The following is an 18,281-nucleotide window of genomic DNA, read 5'->3' as shown; positions in this document are numbered from 1 at the left end:
CTCTAGCGAGTGCCCACACAAATTATCTGATTAACTATTTTAAAGAGCGTCTGACTTATCTGTGTAAGATAGTGAGTTACTTGGTAACTTGTCGGTGTAGTCTTGTTTGCTACCCCGTGTCAGTGGATGCGTATAATATACATCTCAGATTTTATGGCAAGCGCTTTTTGACCGATTAGCCAAATAAATGCATTTAAATCTATTTTTGTATATTTTTTAAACAATTACAGGCGCTTTTTGCGTTAATTCAATCTCTTCTGGGGTAATTTCTGCACGATAAGCAATCACCTCCACCCCTTGAGCCATAACTTCTTTCAAAGCTTGGGTATATTTCTCATCAATATGCGCTGCAGGGGATACTTTTTTGATACCAGTATGGCTCACACAAAAACAAAGTACTGCTCTGTGACCTTGTTTTACCATATTGGCTAATTCATAAAGATGTTTACGACCACGCTCAGTCACTGCATCAGGAAAATAGCCATGCCCCCCTTCCCCTAACTCACGGTCTTCTAATAATGTGGCATTTTTTACTTCCACATAACAAAGTGCTTCCCCTTCATTATTGGATAGCAGCCAATCGATACGACTGCCTTCCCCGTATTTCACTTCAGCTTTGATATTTTGATAACCCTGAAGCTCTTCAATCACGCCATTATCTATCGCTTCTTTCACTAATTTATTAGGTAAACCTGTATTAATGCAGGCAAGATGTTGATTATCAATTTCAACCAGTTCCCAGGTATGGCGATATTTACGCTTTTCATTCTGACTATCTGAAATCCAAATGCGGGCATTTTCAGGCATACAACGTTTCATTGACCCCGTATTAGGACAATGAACCGTTATCTCACTGCCATCGGGCAAAATAACATCGGTTAGAAAACGCTTATAACGTTTTATGAGCTTTGCTTCGATTAAAGGGTTAGGGAATTTCATAAATACCTTCTTGTTAACTGTTTACCAAATTCTAAATAAAAACGGCCCCCTTTGATTAGAAGGGAGCCGTTTTATTTAAGCTTCTACATCAATCGTTTGGAAATTATTCCCATTCGATTGTTGCAGGTGGCTTAGATGAAACATCATAAGTAACACGAGAAATGTGTTCGATCTCATTAATAATGCGACCAGAAACTGTTTCTAAAAGCTCATAAGGAAGGTGTGCCCAACGCGCTGTCATAAAGTCGATTGTTTCAACCGCACGAAGTGCAACAACATACTCATAACGACGACCATCACCCACTACACCTACAGACTTAACAGGCAAGAATACTGCGAATGCTTGGCTTGTTTTATCATACCAACCCGAGCGGCGTAGCTCTTCAATGAAGATAGCATCGGCACGACGCAGAATATCAGCATATTCTTTTTTCACTTCACCAAGAATACGTACACCTAGACCAGGTCCTGGGAAAGGGTGACGATAAACCATGTCATAAGGTAGGCCTAAGGCTAAACCAAGTTTACGTACTTCGTCTTTAAACAATTCACGTAGTGGTTCAACCAATTCCATTTTCATATCATCAGGTAATCCACCTACGTTGTGGTGCGATTTAATGACATGGGCTTTACCTGTTTTAGACGCAGCAGACTCGATGACATCAGGGTAAATAGTACCTTGAGCAAGGAATTCAATTTCATTTAGCTTTGATGATTCTTCATCAAAAATCTCAATGAAACTATTACCGATAATTTTACGCTTCGCTTCTGGATCTGCCTCATCCTTAAGACGAGATAAGAAAAGATCTTCAGCATCAACACGGATCACTTTAACACCCATGTTTTCTGCAAACATAGCCATTACTTGATCGCCTTCATTCAGACGCAAAAGGCCGTTATCAACAAACACACAGGTTAGCTGATCACCAATGGCTTTATGTAGAAGCGCAGCAACAACAGAAGAATCAACACCACCAGAAAGAGCTAGTAGCACTTGTTTGTCACCAACTTGCTCACGCATACGTTCGATTGCATCGGTGGCAATGTTATCTGGTGTCCAAAGTGTCTCACACTCACAGATATCAACTACAAAGCGAGACAATAAAGCGCCACCTTGTTTCGTGTGTGTTACTTCTGGGTGGAACTGTAAACCATAGAATTTTTTCGCTTCATTTGCCATACCAGCGATTGGGCAACTTTCTGTCGATGCCATCAAAGCAAAATCTTCAGGCATCTCAGTCACTTTATCGCCATGACTCATCCACACATCAAGAAGATGTACACCATTGTTAGCAACATGATCAACAATATCAGTTAACAAATCAGTGTCACCATGGGTACGAATTTGAGCGTAACCAAATTCACGTAACTCTGAACTTTCAACCTTACCACCTAGTTGTTCAGACATGGTTTGCATGCCGTAACAAATACCTAGAACTGGAACACCCAAAGTGAATACAGATTCTGGCGCACGAGGAGAGCCTGCTTCAGTAACAGATTCAGGGCCACCCGCTAGGATAATGCCTTTTGGAGCGAATTCGATAATTTCTTGATCTTCCATATCAAAAGCACGGACTTCACAATAAACACCAATTTCACGCACACGACGCGCGATCAATTGAGTATATTGAGAACCAAAATCAAGAATAAGAATTTTATGAGCGTGGATATTTTGCGACATAATTTTTTAACTCTTTAATAGACATTAGGGTCTTTGAGCTAGGTCTTTAAATGAGTTTTTGATAAAAACCTAAGCATCTTAAAATAAAGATGGGGCGATTAATTCGCCCCATCTCAGTTTAACTTTCTTTCACGCTTAGCCGGCGTGATAGTTCGGCGCTTCTTTAGTGATAGTCACATCATGTACATGACTTTCACGAATACCCGCACCTGTAATACGAGAGAATTGCGTTTTAGTGCGCATTTCTTCGATATCAGCTGAACCTGTATAACCCATTGAAGAGCGCAGTCCGCCCATCATTTGGTGTACAACCGCAACCATAGGACCTTTACAAGGAACACGACCTTCAATACCTTCTGGTACTAGTTTCTCAACACCGTCTTTCGCATCTTGGAAGTAACGGTCACTTGAGCCTTGAGATTGTGCCATAGCACCTAAAGAACCCATGCCACGGTAAGACTTGAATGAGCGGCCTTGATATAGCACAACTTCACCTGGCGCTTCATCAGTACCAGCAAGCAAACCACCAACCATAATAACGCTTGCACCCGCTGCGATCGCTTTAGCAATATCACCAGAGAAACGTACACCACCATCAGCAATAACAGGCACATCATACTCGACCATAGCCGCTGCAACATTGGCAACAGCAGAAATCTGAGGAACACCAACACCTGAGATAATACGTGTTGTACAAATAGAGCCAGGGCCGATACCCACTTTAACGCCATCAGCACCCGCTTTTGCCAAAGCAATAGCAGCTTCTGCTGTGGCAATGTTGCCACCGATCACTTGTACTTGAGGGAAGTTTTCCTTCACCCAACGAACACGATCGATTACACCTTTAGAATGTCCATGCGCTGTATCAACAACAATCACATCAACACCCGCTTCAACCAAAGCAGTAACTCGATCAGATGTATCAGCACCAGTACCAACCGCAGCACCAACACGCAGACGACCTTGGTCATCTTTACATGCATTAGGATAAGCTGTTGCTTTATCGATATCCGTCACTGTGATCATGCCACGTAATTCAAAATCAGCATTAACCATCAATACTTTTTCGATACGGTGTTCGTGTAAAAGTTTACGAACTTGACCAGCAGAAGCACCTTCTTCGACTGTTACCAAGCGCTCTTTTGGCGTCATGATATCAGCAACAGATTGTTCGAAATCTTTCACGAAACGTACGTCACGGCTAGTCACTATGCCTACTAGATCATCGCCTTGAACAACAGGTACGCCGGAAATGTTATGACTGGCAGTTAATGCTACCAATTCACGAACACTGGCTTCAGGGTTAATGGTTACAGGGTCGCGAACAATACCGCTTTCGTACTTCTTAACGCGACGTACTTCAGCAGCCTGCTCTTCAACAGAAAGGTTTTTATGAACAATCGCAATACCACCTTCTTGCGCTAATGCGATAGCCATACGGTGTTCAGTTACCGTATCCATCGCCGCAGAAACAAGCGGTAAATTCAATTCAATGTCTTTTGTTATGCGGGTTTTAAGGCTAACATCCTTTGGTAGAACTTCGGAATAGCCTGGGATAAGCAATACGTCATCAAACGTTAGAGCTTCTTGTGCGATTCGTAACATAATGGGAAGGGTTCCAATGCCAACTGGGGTAGATTTAGATGGCAAGTAATTCTAACTGAGAATCCCCCTGTGGTAAATCAAAACAATGAGAGATTGATGAATTTTTTTACAGCCGAGAAACAAAATGAGGTCGCCTTCAGTGTCTCTCAATTAAATCGTCAAATACAAACCCTATTAGAAGCCAGTTTACCTTGGGTTTTAGTAGAAGGAGAAATATCTAACCTAGCCCGCCCAGGCTCTGGCCATTGGTACTTTTCACTTAAAGATAGCAAGGCACAAATTCGCTGCGCTATGTTTAAAAATCGTAATAATGCCGTTAGATTTAAACCCAAAGATGGGGATCTCGTTAAGCTCAGGGCCAAAGTCACTTTTTACGGACCCAGGGGAGATTGCCAATTAACCGTTGAGTCTATGGAATCTGGCGGTGAAGGTGCCTTACAACAAGCTTATGAAAGGTTAAAAGCGCAACTAGAAGCCGAAGGTCTATTCAAACAAGAGCATAAAAAACCTTTACCAACAACACCAGAGCGTGTGGCAATTATCACTTCTCCCATTGGTGCTGCTGTACGAGATATGATTAGCGCCTTTAAACGTCGCTTCCCCTTAACTGAGCTCACTATTATTCCGTCTTTGGTTCAAGGACAAGGCGCAGCGCAAAACCTAACCAAACAATTGATTAGAATGGATGCTAGCGATCATTTCGATGCCATCATTATCGGGCGTGGCGGAGGTTCACTGGAAGACCTTTATAGCTTTAACGATGAAACCTTAGCTAGAACCATTTTTAATGCTAAAACGCCCATTATTTCTGCCGTTGGTCATGAGGTCGATTTCACCATTGCCGATTTTGTTGCCGATGTACGAGCAGCAACCCCGACCGCCGCCGCAGAACTTTTAAGTCCAGATTCAGAGCACTTGATTAGGCAAATTCAATCTCGTGAAGATAGACTAGCTTTATCTTTTGAACGCCAACTGCAAACTCAACAACAAAAGCTAGACCATTTGATTCAAAGAATGCGTCACCCTAGTGAGCGTATCCAATTACAACAAGATAAATTAAGCCAACTTGAAAGACGCCTGCAGCAAAGCATGCAAGCCTTACTCAATAATCATAAAGTAACACTGGCCCATTCAGATACTCGTTTGAGTAATGCAAGCCCAACACAAACCCTCAAAATTAAAAATCAGCAACTAGAAGACTACCAACGTAGATTGTCTCAAGCCTTAAAACAAAACCTAGAGCAGAAGACGCAAACCTTTGCTTCGTTAGTTGAAAAGCTCAACCTTGTCAGCCCGTTGCAAATCCTGTCTCGAGGTTATGCGATTGCCAGCAATGAAGAAGGCGTTATAAAAAACATCAGCCAAACGAAAAAAGGCGAAAAGCTAAAAGTAAGAGTCGAAGATGGCGAGTTAAATTGCGAAGTTATCAGTAAGAAGAAAAGCAATAAATAAAAAGCGCTAACGAGGAGAACGCTAAGAGAAAGGAGAGTCTCTTTTTAGCGTTCTTCTTATGAGAAATACAATTAACACTTTTTCAGTTAATGTTTTTAGCCTAACTGATACCTTTCAATTTTTTTCAATAAACCTTGTCTTGAAATCCCAAGCTGCCTTGCCGCTTGGCTTCGATTCCCTAAACTTTCTTGTAAGGCTAATTTGATTAAAGCAATTTCCAGTTGTTTGACCTGTTCATCCAGACTGGTATCCAAAGAGATCAGAGGGTTAGAAACAGGCGCACTTTCTGTTTGACCCATAGGAAAGAGTAAGGCTATATCTTCCATTTTAATTTCGGTACTTTGTGCAATAGAGGCAACGCTTTCTAAAGCATTTTTAAGCTCTCGCACATTACCAGGCCAAGTCTGCGCCACAAACCAAGTCAAAGCCTCTGGCGATAATTGAGAGCCTGTTTTTAAATCAGTATGAATCGTATCTTTTTGCGCTAGAAACGTCTGCATTAACAGAGGAATATCTTCCCTGTGTTGATCCAAAGCCTGAGTTTCAAGTGTGATGCCTTTAATTCGATAATAAAGGTCTTCCCTAAACTCACCCTCTTTCACTTTCTCCATCAAATCAGCATTGGTTGCAGATACCACTCGTACATCGATGGACTGTTGCACTCTTCCACCCACAGGAAAGAAAGTCCCTTCTTGCAGCACTCTTAATAACTTAATTTGCATAGGCGCAGGCATTTCACCAATTTCATCCAGAAAGAGAGTACCGCCATCAGCTAGGGATAAAAGCCCTACCTTATCCTTATCAGCGCCCGTAAAAGCCCCCTTTTGATAACCAAATAACTCACTTTCTAAAAGGTCCGCAGGAATAGCCCCACAATGTACTGAAATAAAGGCTTTATCTTTGCGCAAGCTCATATCATGAATAGCTTTCGATACCACTTCTTTACCCGTACCAGAAGGGCCAGTCACTAATACGCGAACTTCAGTAGGGGCAATACGTTCAATCAAGGCGCGAATATTAATCGCTGAAGTCGATACTCCAATATAAGATTCAGCCGCACTTTTCACCTGTCCATCTAGTTTCAACCGCTTAAGGTTTCGAACTTCTTTATCCAGCCCATGTTTAGTCAAGGCTCGCTTAACGACAATCGCTAGCATTTCAGGGTCTAAAGGTTTGGCAATAAAATCCCAAGCGCCATTTTCGATCGCTTTAAGCGCAAGGTCTCGCTCAGCATTCCCCGTAATAACGATAACAGGGCGCGAAATAAGATCTGGAATGGCTGCCAAGGTTTGGTGAGGGTCGAAATGAGGCGGCATAGCTAAATCTAGCAAGATAAGATCAGCATCAAAGCTAGCCAAACAGGCTTTCGCCGAAGTAAGATCAGCAGCTGTTTTCACTTGATAACCCGAACCTTCTAGCCAAATTTGCGCCAGCTGACAAAACGCAGGTTCATCATCCACTAATAAAATCTTTGCCCCAGTATCCATTTCTTTACCTTTTACTTAATTTTTTTACTTAGCATTTTACTAGCAAAATGCCTTCTAGAGCCCTTATTGATCAGGCATGAAGGTTTGATTTGATAATTGCTTTTGACTTTTATTTGCATGTAATGGCAGATCTATTTCAAAACTGACAGGCCAATTGAGGTCACTACGACAACGTATTTCCCCCTGATGCGCATCAATAATGCGTTTAACTATCGCCAAACCTAAGCCATGGCCACCAGAGCGCTTACTTACAAAGGGTTGAAACAAGCTTTGAGCATCCATATTGGCAGCAATTTCAGGCCCATTATTATGCACCCTAACCTGCACTAGATTACTGGCATCATAACGTCTCGCTTCTATTCTAAGCTTGGCATCAGGCTGGTTACGTAAAAATGCAACCGCATTATCCATTAGGTTAATAAACACCTGCTGAATTCTTTGTACATCAACCTCTAAAGTGAGTTCATCTGGCATGTCTAAACTCACTTGTACATTATCAAGCTCAGCTTGGCGCTCTAAACTCAATAACAAGGGTTTTAATAATAAAGGGGTATAGTCCAGTTTCAGACTGCCAGAATACAAGAGCAAGTCACTGATCAACCTGTCCGCTCTTTGTACCTGAGTTTGTATATGTTGCTTGATAGTATCATCTGTACTCATGGACGCCATGGAAATGATATTTAGCGGATTTCGTAGCTCATGGGCCATAGCGGCAGATAACCCCCCCAATTCGACTAGATGCTTTTCATCTAGCCTTTGTCTTTCTGCCTCAGCAAGCTCAAGACTTTGCTGCAACAAACCACAACGAGTCGTAAACAAAGAGGCAAACACCTCACCTGACAAGCGCATTCCTGGGCTCACATCTTGCCAAGCAATCAACTCAAACTGCCAACCTTGATACAGGTTCCGCACTAAAAGCTGCATCCGGTTTTCATCTATTTGAGTCTCTTTTTGAAGTTCTGTTTGGCTGGCATTTGAGCTCGTATCAAGCGTAATAATTTGACCTTTATTAATTTCGATAGAGACGTCAACCACCTGCCCAAGTTGTTGCTTCAACAAGGTTTCGCCAATTTGAATCAACTGGGGCCAATCCTTAGCACCTTTAAGGGCTTGGCTCCAAATATCTAAAAGGTCTTCATTCAAACGAGAGCCAGGATAAATTAAACGCTCTACTAAACGAGAAAGAGGAGGATAGATAAGAGCACTTAATAGAAGAACGGTTAAAGAGTATAACCATAATTGCCAAGCAGGTACCTCAGCCAAGGCTTGCATCCCTAAAGGTGCAGCAGTAGCACTGATAAAAGCAATCAGTATCAAGAGACTCAAAATCATCGCCAACCAAAGCAGAGCACGATTGGCGAACGCATTTACCGCTAATATTTGATAGCGCACCACAGCATAAACAAGCAGCAAAATATAAGTCGGCAAAAGCATCATGGGATAAGGAAAAGCATCCACCCCAACAGATGGGAAGATAAAACTAGTCGCTAACAATAACCCCCAAGCACTCACCATAAAGAGCACAAGGATAGAACGACGTTTATTGCCCTTATGAATCAGCCAACCGTAAAGTAAAACCGCATGACCAAGTACACCTAACAAGACGGTATAAATTAGATTAAACCAACCATAATCTGTGAATACAAAGAGAAACAGACCAGCTTTTTCTATGACGATGGCACCACTTAGCCACCAGCTAGAAATACAAACGAGAAAACTGACTAAATACACCTTATTGAGATTATCGCTGAGTAAGGCCAGCCAAGGTTTAAACTTATGGGTATATTCACCCTGTATCTGACTACTGGAAACAAAGCGCACACTAAAATCGAGGAAGAAAGTTGGCATCAAAGGGTTAGCCAGAATGAGAAAAATACCAAGAGATTGCATATCGTGAGCAATGGCTAAATGACCAAAACACCACAAGGCCATCATGATGGCAAATGCTGATAAAGCCGTTAAGTCTCGCTTACCAGCTGCACGCCAATAAAGCCAAAAACCTGCCATCAAGCCGCACACACTGGTGAGCAAGATAACCATTTCAAAAATCACATTTAATGTCGGCACACTGTCAACCTGATTAACAACTTTCAATTTAAAACTGTAAACCTAGTTTACAGTCGATTTTATAAAACGCTCAGAAAAACAAAATAAATCTTTAAATTCATACACTTATAAATAAAACCATTTTTTGGCACTAGTATTGCTATAAGTATGGCTAATCAATAGCAAAACTTGATCCAACTCAAATATTTTTTATTTAATTTAATCAAATAAGGCATTAGCTATGAATAATAATCTTTTACTGATCGAAGTCATAACTCTACTATCTATTACTGGGTTAGCCCTGATGCCAAGCCTTTTGAAACAAGCAAGTCAGAAAATAAAGAAAGTTAGTTAACTCTTTACTTGAGGTATTTATGGAACTTGATGTCGCAATACTCTCACGGATTCAATTTGCGTTTACTGTGAGTTTTCACATTATCTTTCCCAGTATCACAATCGGTCTAGCCACTTTGATTGCGATTTGGGAAGGCCTATGGCTTAAAACCCATAACCCCTATTATTTGCAATTAGCTAAATTTTGGATCAAGCCTTTCGCTATTACCTTTGGTACAGGTGTCGTGTCAGGCATAGTGCTTTCCTATGAGTTCGGCACCAACTTCTCTCGCTTCTCCGACATAGCGGGTCCTGTTATAGGCCCACTAATGGCCTACGAAGTATTAACTGCCTTTTTTCTTGAGGCTGGTTTTTTAGGTGTCATGCTATTTGGTTGGCAAAGGGTGAGCCCTAAGATGCACTTTAGTGCCAGTCTCATCGTTGCGATCGGTACTTGGATCTCGGCTTTTTGGATTATTGCCGCTAACTCTTGGATGCAAACCCCAGCAGGATACGAAATTGTCGCTGGAAAGTTTCATGTCACTAGTTGGTTCGAAGTTATCTTCAACCCGTCGATGCCATACAGATTAGCCCACATGCTATTGGCAACCATGATTACGGCAAGCTTTTTAGTCGCAGGTATCAGCGCTTATTATTTATTGAAAAAACAGCATATTAACTTTGCTAAAAAAGGCCTATCTATGGCACTTTGGTCAGCGTTGATCTTCACCCCATTGCAAACTTACGTGGGTGATTTACATGGCCTTAATGTCGCTAAACATCAACCCATTAAACTTGCGGCGATGGAAGGTATCTGGCCCGAATGGGAAGCGCCTGTTCCGTTGCTCTTATTTGCTATGCCAAATATGGAAGAAGAAAGAAACGACTATGAAATTGGGATCCCACATCTTGGCAGTATCATACTCACCCATAGTCTAGATGGTGGTGTTCAAGGGCTTAAATCTGTTCCTCCTGAAGACAGACCCTATGTGCCGCTTGTCTTCTGGTCATTCAGAGTCATGGTCGCCATTGGTATTGGTATGCTCTTTATCGCCGTATGTGGTTTATTACTGCGCCATAAAGATAGGCTCTACGAAAATAAAGCCTTCTTATTACTCACCACGGCCTTTACCCCAATGGGCGTCATTGCGGTACTCGCAGGCTGGTATGTGGCTGAAACCGGACGCCAACCTTGGGTTGTTCAAGGTCTAGTTCGCACCATGGATGTTACTTCTTTGTTGCCAGCTGAAAAGGTCCTCTTCTCCTTAATCATGTTTGTTGTCATCTATAGTTTGTTATTAGGTGTATATCTCTACTTTATGGGCAAGTTGATCAAGAAAGGGCCGCCAAAAATGGCTGATTTAGAAAGACAACTTATTGGTATGAAAGCACCAGGTTATGCATTGGCTTGGGTTAAAAACCTTAAACACCAAGAACAAGGGGATAAATAATGGATTACGCACTTTTCTATTTTCTTATCTTGGGCTTCGCCATCTTTATGTACACACTGTTAGATGGCTTTGATCTGGGCATAGGTATCCTCTTTCCTTGGTTTGATAACAATGAGGAAAGAGATCACTTAATGCGTTCAATCTCCCATGTGTGGGACGGCAACGAAACTTGGTTAGTCTTTGGGGGGGTCATTTTATTTGCCGCTTTCCCAAGTGCATATGCGACGATTACATCGACTTTCTACCTGCCCATCATGCTGATGTTATTTGCCTTAATCTTTCGGGGTGTGGCATTTGAATATCGCTTTAAGTCAGATACCTCTAAAAAGTGGTGGGACCTTGCTTTTAGCAGTGGCTCAACCATAGCGGCATTTTGCCAAGGCTTAATCTTAGGTTCGGTTGTAGAAGGCATTCCTGCCAACGCCAGCGAAGCCAATAGCTTAATTTGGCTTACCCCTTTTGCCATATTAACAGGGTTTGCGGTAATGGCAGGTTATGCACTTCTCGCCACTAGCTACCTCTATATGAAGAGCCGTGGTGAGATTCAGCTCAGAGTCGCTAAGCAAGGCCGTTTTCTCCTCATACTCGTTATTCTGGCGATGGGAGCAGTCAGTATCTGGACGATTCTAGATCAGGCTGAAATTCGTGCTCGTTGGTTTGATGGCCTTAATTTCCTTTTGCTAAGTCCACTGCCCTTAGCGTCTGCAGTATTAAGCTATATAGCCTGGAAGTGTTTTGCCAGTGACCATAAAGCCAAGCATGAAAGCTGGCCGTTTTGGTGCAGTGCAGGCCTTTTCTTATTAGGGTTTGCAGGCTTAGTCGTGGGTTTATTTCCTTACCTAGTGCCAAGACAAATGACACTTTGGGAAGCCGCAGCACCAGATTCCAGCTTAAGCTTTCTTGTGTATGGCATCGTCATCTTTTTACCTTTGATCTGTGCTTATACTTTATGGGGATACCGTGTATTTTCCGGCAAGGTAGAAGATTACGAAGAGGGTTATTAATCTTATGAGAAACATTTTGACTAGCAAGATAAGGAGCTAAGTATGAAACAACAAAAGCAATGGTTTTGGTTTCTTAGACTGTATCTTTTAGGCCTGATTACTTTAACCATCATCTCTTTCAGCTTAAAAGGCTTAATCAGCTTTTTATAAACTCATTTCAGTTTAACCTACCTTTCCCACATCGATCACCCAGTGGGAGAGGTAGTTTTTTATTTCATTACTCATGATATTGCAATTAACTAGGCTCTTATCAGTAACGCTTAGAGCATATGTCCTTTTTGACCCGTTACCTAGCTCAAATACACCTCATATTCAGCGCTTATAAAGCGTAAACTAAACTCATATTCACTAGCTGTTTTTACAAGCATACAGATGTGACCATACAGCAAATTCTGCCAGTAACATGGGTTTTTAAAGCAAGGCTCTGTGATAGAGTGAATCTGGTGTCATTTATATTCAAAAGGACCTCACCATGACCAACAAAGACATTTTACTTGCCCTCGCCATCATCTTTATTTGGGGCTTTAACTTTGTCGTTATTGCGTGGGGAATTGAGGGTATCCCCCCTCTTTTATTAGGTGGGCTAAGATTCTTACTGGTTGCTTTAGTTGGCTCTTTATTCTTTAAACGACCTAAGACTCCTATTAAGTGGTGGTTTGCTTATGCCCTGCCCATTAGCTTTTTACAGTTCGCATTTTTATTCAGCGCCATGGATAACGGCATGCCAGCGGGCCTTGCTTCACTCGCCTTACAATCACAGGCCTTATTTACCTTGGTCTTTGCCATGCTATTCCTTAAAGAAAGCATTAAAGGCTTCCAAGTCTTAGCCATTTTTATTGCGGCACTTGGCCTTATCTTTATCGCCCAAAGCCATGACTCTCAAACCATGACGGTATTAGGCTTTGCCCTGACTTTAGCAGGCGCTGCCAGCTGGGCCATGGGCAACATAGCTAACAAAACCATTTCACAAAAAGGTTATGCAGCTAATGTGAATCTCATTATCTGGAGTGCTTGGATTCCACCTATTCCCTTCTTTATTGCCAGCTACTTTATTGAAGGACCAGATTTAATTATTGATAGCCTAAGTAACTTTGGTCTGCAATCAGCCATTGCCCTAATTTATCTGTCAGTCCTTGCGACCGTGGTAGGTTATGGTTTGTGGAGTTATCTACTTAAGAAATACCCAGCAGCACAGGTTGCCCCTTTAACCTTAGGCGTGCCTGTTGTTGGTTTATCTTCAGCTGCATTAATTTTGAATGAGAGCATTAGCCAAGCCCAGTGGATAGGCATTAGCTTGGTCGTTGTAGGTCTGTTGGTAAATACCTTTGGCGCTAAACTCTTAGCCAGCTTACTTAAAACCAAACCTGTTACCTAATAGGGTTAAACTAAGATGACACCTATTTATGTCTTGGTACTGCCCAATACCCTCTTGTTAGATGCGATTGGGCCAGCCGAAGTCTTTCAATATGCCAATCGTATTCATCAAAAACGTGGTGGAAATACCTTATATCAACTGCATTTTGTCGGGCCTGAAAGCGATGCGAGCAACTCCCTAGGTTTACCCCTTAATCTCGCCCCTTTACCAGACAAGATAGAAGCCAATGCATGGTTAATTATTGCTGGTCTAATCGGTGATGAGATCCCACTGGAAACACCCGCCATTCAAACCGCTTGTTACTGGCTAAAACAACATAGGTTTGAACGTTACATCAGCGTTTGTGCGGGTTCTCTTGTCATGGCAAAGGCAGGTCTACTTAAAGATAAAAAATGTACCACACACCATCTTCATCTTGATGATTTAAGAGGCTTAGTAGCCCCTTATCAGGTATTGGAAAATCGTCTTTTTGTGGTGGATGATAATACCTACACCAGTGCTGGCGTCACCGCAGGGATAGATCTAGCCCTTTATCTGGTACAAGAAGATAATCAGGCACAATTAGCGGCTGATATTGCCCAATACATGGTGCTATTTTCACGGCGAGGCAGCCAAGATCCTAGTTTCTCTCCTTGGCTTGAACACAGGAATCACCTTCATCAAAAAGTGCACCAGGTACAAAATGCAATTCAATCAGACCCTGCTAGAAATTGGTCATTAGATGAACTAGCTCAAATCGCCCATTGTAGTACCAGACACCTAGGACGCCTTTTTAAAAAAGAGGCCAAGGTCACCACCAAGGAATACACCTACAAACTGAGATTAAATCTCGCTCAGCAATTACTACAAACCTCAGATCTTCCTATCGAAAATATCGCCAATCAATGCGGGTTTGAAGATAGCCGTCAGTTCAGACGCCTTTGGTCACGTTACTTTCATCAAGCCCCTTCTATTTTCCGCTCGGAGAACCAATCCCTTTAAGCTAAAAGGCTAAACTCATTTCAATAATAAAGTTCATCATAAAAGTGTGAAATTGAATAAACTTAAAGACATCTGTTCATTTTCCATTAACTTAATCATGTTAATGATAAGACAATAAACAAATACTGAGCCTAAGGGAGCCTGCGATTAAGTCACCTCTTCTCAGTCTTTTCAGAAAAAGTATCACACAAGGCGTTACTTTGACGTAATGTAGGTACCTTTCGAGAAGCAACAACATAGGGTGTTACTTTTTCTGAAAGACCCGAAGGGCGTGGTCTAAAAGACCTATCTTTATGTTGAAGAGCTTATCAATAGAATCACTATTAAGTTGCGCTCCTCGCTATAAATCTAGGGGCTTTTATCCACACGCTGAGGCGAGAGGGCTTATTCGCAGGCTCCCTAAGCTCAATTGATAATGTTTAAATAATAAATACTTAATAATAACGATAAAAAAGGAAGAGACTCTGGGCATGTCTGAGACCCTCAAAAAGACAGTACTCCTTGTGGATGACGATGCTGATATTCGCACCTTATTATCTGATGCGCTGCAGCAAAAAGGTTACATTGCTTTGCAGGCAGAGAATGGTGAACAAATGTGGCAACAGCTTGAAGACGAGCCTGTTTCCCTCATCATCATGGACCTTTATCTACAGGATGAAGATGGGCTGCAACTGGCTCGTGAAGTCAGAGAAACACATCAAGTTCCCATCATGATGCTAACCGGTATAGGCGATGAAACAGATCGTATTCTCGGGCTAGAACTGGCCGCAGATGATTATATGATGAAGCCCTTTAGCATACGTGAAGTGATGGCACGTATTCATGCTCTAATAAGGCGCTCTACTCAGCTAACACCAACAGCTAATCATCTTTCTCATACGTTAGAAGAAGCACATCAATGCTTAAGCTTTGGCCCTTGGTTATTAGACCTCACCGCACGCCAATTGAAGGATAATAAAGGCAACTTAGTAGTACTGACTTTAGGTGAATTTTCACTGTTAGAAGCCCTTGCGCTGCACCCTGATAGAATTCTTACCCGTGAGCAGCTTTTAGATATGAGCCGAGGATTAGAAACCGAAGTGTTCGATCGCACTATAGATGTCTTGATTCTCCGCCTACGCCGAAAAATAGAAGCTAATCCTAAAAACCCAGAATTTATCAAAACCCAAAGAGGGTTAGGCTATTTATTCCAAGGGCCAGTAAGAACGAATGAACCAATAAGGCCCTAGTTTTTTTAACCCAAAATAGGGGTTGAACCACAAACCAATATGATCAGACTGATATTTTCAAACTTAGCTCTCTTCAACTTAAAGCAGAGGCAAAAATGCGACTAACCAGTTTACGCCATAAAACCACAATCGCCGTCTTAGCGATCAGTCTTGTGGCGTTTTTTATGGTGGCGATTGGTTGGCAAGCCATGCGTTTAAGTGAAGCAACCTTATCTGAATTTGAAGCACAAACCTTACCCGAGATAAGCACAGCACTCACCTTAGCCGAAGGGGTTGCTCAACTCGCCGCCATTGCCCCTTATACAGCTGAATCGGGCCGCCCTTTTCAGCTACAAAGTGAAGCAAAGAAAATAGAACAGCGCTTTTATGAACTAAGCACTGTAGCCCAGACTTTGGCTGACACAGATTTTAAAGAGGATATTTTCACTCGTCTTGGTGAGCTTCAAACTAGTCTGTCTGAGCTCATCTCTTTGGTCGAAGAAGAACTCTTTATTCGAGAAGATAGCCTAGCGCTGCAATTTCAGATTCGTGCTCTCGCTAAATCTCAATTGCCGCTAGCCATTAAATCGGATGTCGGCTTAAGTTGGTTATTAGACCTTATCGAACGACCTAAAATCACGCCTTCTTTAATTATTGATGAACTCAACCTTTTAAATCATCCCTCACCCATAGTGGTCGAAACCGCCCAAAGCTTGCACCAAGCTCATATGAGGCTAGCCGCCATACAGGAAAGAAAGAACTATCTATTAATTTCTGTCAGAGCTAAGTCCGAGCAACTTAGCCAGCATGTTAGCCACTTTGTAGGCGGCCTTCAGAAGAAGGTGAGCCAACAAAGACAGTCTGTGGCAGATGTAGTGAGCTATGGTCAGAGTTGGATTTTAGGCATCTCTATCTTTTTACTGTTAGGCCTAGCGCGTTTGTATTTTTATAGCCGAGGCATCACCCATGACCTTGGTGTGGTAACAGCCGAAATGTCCTTATTAGCACAAGGCAGTATCGACTCAAAGCAAGCCAAGATTAAACGTAATGATGAGATAGGCACACTCGCTGATACCTTTGATGTGTTTCGCCAAGATGCGATACGCCGACAAGAAATGACAGCAGAGATGTCCAAGCAAAAAGACCTATTAGAAACCATCTTCAATAATATCAATGATGGTTTGAGTGTATTCTCCTCCCAAGGTTTATTAGTGGCATGGAACCCAAGATACGAAAGCTTATTTTCGTTTCAGCCAGACCAACTTTATTTGGGTATGCCTATTTCTCAAGTGCAAAACCTATTAAATCAGCAAAACCCAAGCACAGATCCAAACCCTGAGTTTCTATTACAAGATCTAACTCAAGACAGATACCATAGAAGCAAGCAGTTTGAGCAGCATTTTAGCTCAGGCAAGGTGATTGAGTTTCGTAGCCAGCCCATGCCAGAAGGCGGTTTCGTGACCCTGTATAGTGATCTCACCGAAAGAAAGAATGTTGAGCAACAACTACACCAAGCACAAAAAATGGACATGCTTGGTCAGCTTACAGGCGGTGTCGCCCATGACTTTAATAATCTTTTAGCCGCAATTATGGGCAACCTTGAGATGCTAGCAGATTCTGGCAACTTTAATGCCGATCAACAGAAGTATCTAGATAGAAGCATCGCCGTCTCGGAGAAAAGTCGTCACCTAGTGCAACGATTACTAGCCTTTAGCCGCCGCCAGCCGCTTTTTCCTGAAGCAACTCAAATAGATGCTCTGATTGAAGGCATGTTAGATCTTATTGCTTACAGTGCAGGACAAAACATCAAAGTCATACCAAAACTTAATTGCCCAAATGCCCATTGTTTGATCGATGCCTCCCAACTTGAAAATGCGTTATTAAATCTCGCCCTGAACAGTAGCGCTGCCATGCCTAACGGCGGAGAACTTAGCCTTGAAACTCGCTTGTGCCAACTCGTCAAGACAGATGAGAGTCTAGACACAAACCAGAAGCAACAAACGGCCATCATGATAGAAATAAAAGACACAGGGCTTGGGATAAGCCCCGAACTTATCCCCAGAATTATCGAGCCCTTCTTTACCACCAAACCCATAGGTAAAGGCAGTGGGCTAGGATTAAGCACCATTTATGGTTTTATAAAACAAAGTGGCGGTGAGTTAGAGATCATCTCAGAACTTAATCAATGGACTAAAGTACGCCTTATTTTACCTTTGATGAAAACCGAGCCTTTAAGTGAAAACACTTCTCTTCATGACAAGACAATAAGAAATACAGATCTGTTTAATAACGATTACCCTGATGTCACTTCAAAAGAGCCTTTAGAAGCTTCTTTCCCAATGCAGGCAGGGCAAAGAGTCTGGCTTGTAGAAGATGATCTTCAAGTCGCCAATGTGCTCGCGGATCAATTACAAAGTTTAGGCTTATCAGTAAGCCATTTTGAAAGCGCAGAGGACGTGTTGGATATGCTAGAACATGACAGTGCAGATCTTATTTTGTCAGACATCAATTTAGCTGGCGAAATTAACGGCATCAGTCTCGCTCATCAAATAGATAAGCCAATTTTATTAATGTCCGGCCTACCTAAAGCACAATTAGAGCAAGAGTATCATTTATTATCATCAGACCACTTCCTTCAAAAACCCTTTAATATCAATACTCTAAAGGAAATATTTCAGCTAGGTTAAGCTTATATTTCAATTATTACAAAGAAACTTTC

12 protein-coding genes are annotated in these 18,281 nt (G+C 42.1%); 7 read left to right on the top strand and 5 right to left on the bottom strand.

Annotation, left to right across the window (positions count from 1 at the left end; all coding sequences use genetic code 11):
- Window positions 1-216: 216 nt before the first annotated feature.
- The 3 genes from sfsA to guaB all read right to left on the bottom strand — a co-directional run bounded on the left by sfsA (window position 217) and on the right by guaB (window position 4,225).
- Window positions 217-939: a DNA/RNA nuclease SfsA gene (sfsA, locus tag OA91_RS14155; protein WP_063338952.1), complete on the bottom strand. Its 723-nt coding sequence runs from the start codon at window positions 937-939 to the stop codon at window positions 217-219.
- A gap of 103 nt (window positions 940-1,042) precedes the next feature.
- The gene (gene guaA / locus OA91_RS14150; protein ID WP_046016511.1) at window positions 1,043-2,620 is read right to left on the bottom strand and encodes a glutamine-hydrolyzing GMP synthase; all 1,578 of its coding nucleotides are present in this window, start codon (window positions 2,618-2,620) and stop codon (window positions 1,043-1,045) included.
- A gap of 135 nt (window positions 2,621-2,755) precedes the next feature.
- Entirely contained in the window at window positions 2,756-4,225 is a 1,470-nt protein-coding gene (guaB, locus tag OA91_RS14145) for an IMP dehydrogenase (RefSeq protein ID WP_063338951.1), read from the bottom strand.
- 96 nt (window positions 4,226-4,321) lie between these two features.
- On the opposite strand from guaB, the gene xseA reads away from it, so the two are divergent.
- Window positions 4,322-5,677, top strand: a complete 1,356-nt coding sequence (xseA, locus tag OA91_RS14140) for an exodeoxyribonuclease VII large subunit (protein WP_063338950.1) — start codon at window positions 4,322-4,324, stop codon at window positions 5,675-5,677.
- Window positions 5,678-5,772: 95 nt separating this feature from the next.
- Here xseA and OA91_RS14135 read toward each other — a convergent pair whose 3' ends face one another.
- Both OA91_RS14135 and OA91_RS14130 read right to left on the bottom strand, forming a co-directional pair.
- Window positions 5,773-7,164, bottom strand: coding sequence for a sigma-54-dependent transcriptional regulator (locus OA91_RS14135; RefSeq protein ID WP_063338949.1), 1,392 nt, complete (start codon window positions 7,162-7,164; stop codon window positions 5,773-5,775).
- 63 nt (window positions 7,165-7,227) lie between these two features.
- Window positions 7,228-9,231, bottom strand: coding sequence for a sensor histidine kinase (locus tag OA91_RS14130; RefSeq protein WP_231870374.1), 2,004 nt, complete (start codon window positions 9,229-9,231; stop codon window positions 7,228-7,230).
- A 353-nt stretch (window positions 9,232-9,584) separates the two neighbouring features.
- Between OA91_RS14130 and OA91_RS14125 the strand changes: the two genes are divergently transcribed.
- The 6 genes from OA91_RS14125 to OA91_RS14100 all read left to right on the top strand — a co-directional run bounded on the left by OA91_RS14125 (window position 9,585) and on the right by OA91_RS14100 (window position 18,249).
- Window positions 9,585-10,994, top strand: coding sequence for a cytochrome ubiquinol oxidase subunit I (locus OA91_RS14125; RefSeq protein ID WP_063338947.1), 1,410 nt, complete (start codon window positions 9,585-9,587; stop codon window positions 10,992-10,994).
- Entirely contained in the window at window positions 10,994-11,998 is a 1,005-nt protein-coding gene (gene cydB, locus OA91_RS14120) for a cytochrome d ubiquinol oxidase subunit II (protein WP_063338946.1), read from the top strand. The genes OA91_RS14125 and cydB overlap by 1 nt, the downstream gene beginning before the upstream one ends.
- Before the next feature lie 472 nt (window positions 11,999-12,470).
- Window positions 12,471-13,373 carry an EamA family transporter gene (locus tag OA91_RS14115; protein WP_063338945.1) on the top strand — a complete coding sequence of 301 codons (903 nt, stop codon included), beginning with the start codon at window positions 12,471-12,473 and terminating at the stop codon, window positions 13,371-13,373.
- A gap of 15 nt (window positions 13,374-13,388) precedes the next feature.
- Window positions 13,389-14,354, top strand: a complete 966-nt coding sequence (locus OA91_RS14110) for a GlxA family transcriptional regulator (protein WP_063338944.1) — start codon at window positions 13,389-13,391, stop codon at window positions 14,352-14,354.
- Window positions 14,355-14,824: 470 nt separating this feature from the next.
- On the top strand, window positions 14,825-15,583 hold the full coding sequence (locus OA91_RS14105) for a response regulator (RefSeq protein ID WP_063338943.1): 759 nt from the start codon (window positions 14,825-14,827) through the stop codon (window positions 15,581-15,583).
- A 95-nt stretch (window positions 15,584-15,678) separates the two neighbouring features.
- The gene (locus OA91_RS14100) at window positions 15,679-18,249 is read left to right on the top strand and encodes a PAS-domain containing protein (RefSeq protein ID WP_063338942.1); all 2,571 of its coding nucleotides are present in this window, start codon (window positions 15,679-15,681) and stop codon (window positions 18,247-18,249) included.
- The last annotated feature ends 32 nt before the right edge of the window (window positions 18,250-18,281 follow it).

It is taken from the genome of Marinomonas sp. SBI8L, from assembly GCF_001624705.1.
Classification (GTDB): domain Bacteria; phylum Pseudomonadota; class Gammaproteobacteria; order Pseudomonadales; family Marinomonadaceae; genus Marinomonas.
Note: the sequence above shows the minus strand (reverse complement) of the source record. Positions and strands in the feature narration are given on the sequence as shown.

Excerpts from the sequence above, each read along its gene's own strand:
- sfsA (WP_063338952.1), bottom strand. The coding sequence starts at position 939 with ATGAAATTCCCTAACCCTTTAATCGAAGCAAAGCTCATAAAACGTTAT.
- guaA (WP_046016511.1), bottom strand. The coding sequence starts at position 2,620 with ATGTCGCAAAATATCCACGCTCATAAAATTCTTATTCTTGATTTTGGT.
- guaB (WP_063338951.1), bottom strand. The coding sequence starts at position 4,225 with ATGTTACGAATCGCACAAGAAGCTCTAACGTTTGATGACGTATTGCTT.
- xseA (WP_063338950.1), top strand. The coding sequence starts at position 4,322 with ATGAATTTTTTTACAGCCGAGAAACAAAATGAGGTCGCCTTCAGTGTC.
- OA91_RS14135 (WP_063338949.1), bottom strand. The coding sequence starts at position 7,164 with ATGGATACTGGGGCAAAGATTTTATTAGTGGATGATGAACCTGCGTTT.
- OA91_RS14125 (WP_063338947.1), top strand. The coding sequence starts at position 9,585 with ATGGAACTTGATGTCGCAATACTCTCACGGATTCAATTTGCGTTTACT.
- cydB (WP_063338946.1), top strand. The coding sequence starts at position 10,994 with ATGGATTACGCACTTTTCTATTTTCTTATCTTGGGCTTCGCCATCTTT.
- OA91_RS14115 (WP_063338945.1), top strand. The coding sequence starts at position 12,471 with ATGACCAACAAAGACATTTTACTTGCCCTCGCCATCATCTTTATTTGG.
- OA91_RS14110 (WP_063338944.1), top strand. The coding sequence starts at position 13,389 with ATGACACCTATTTATGTCTTGGTACTGCCCAATACCCTCTTGTTAGAT.
- OA91_RS14105 (WP_063338943.1), top strand. The coding sequence starts at position 14,825 with ATGTCTGAGACCCTCAAAAAGACAGTACTCCTTGTGGATGACGATGCT.
- OA91_RS14100 (WP_063338942.1), top strand. The coding sequence starts at position 15,679 with ATGCGACTAACCAGTTTACGCCATAAAACCACAATCGCCGTCTTAGCG.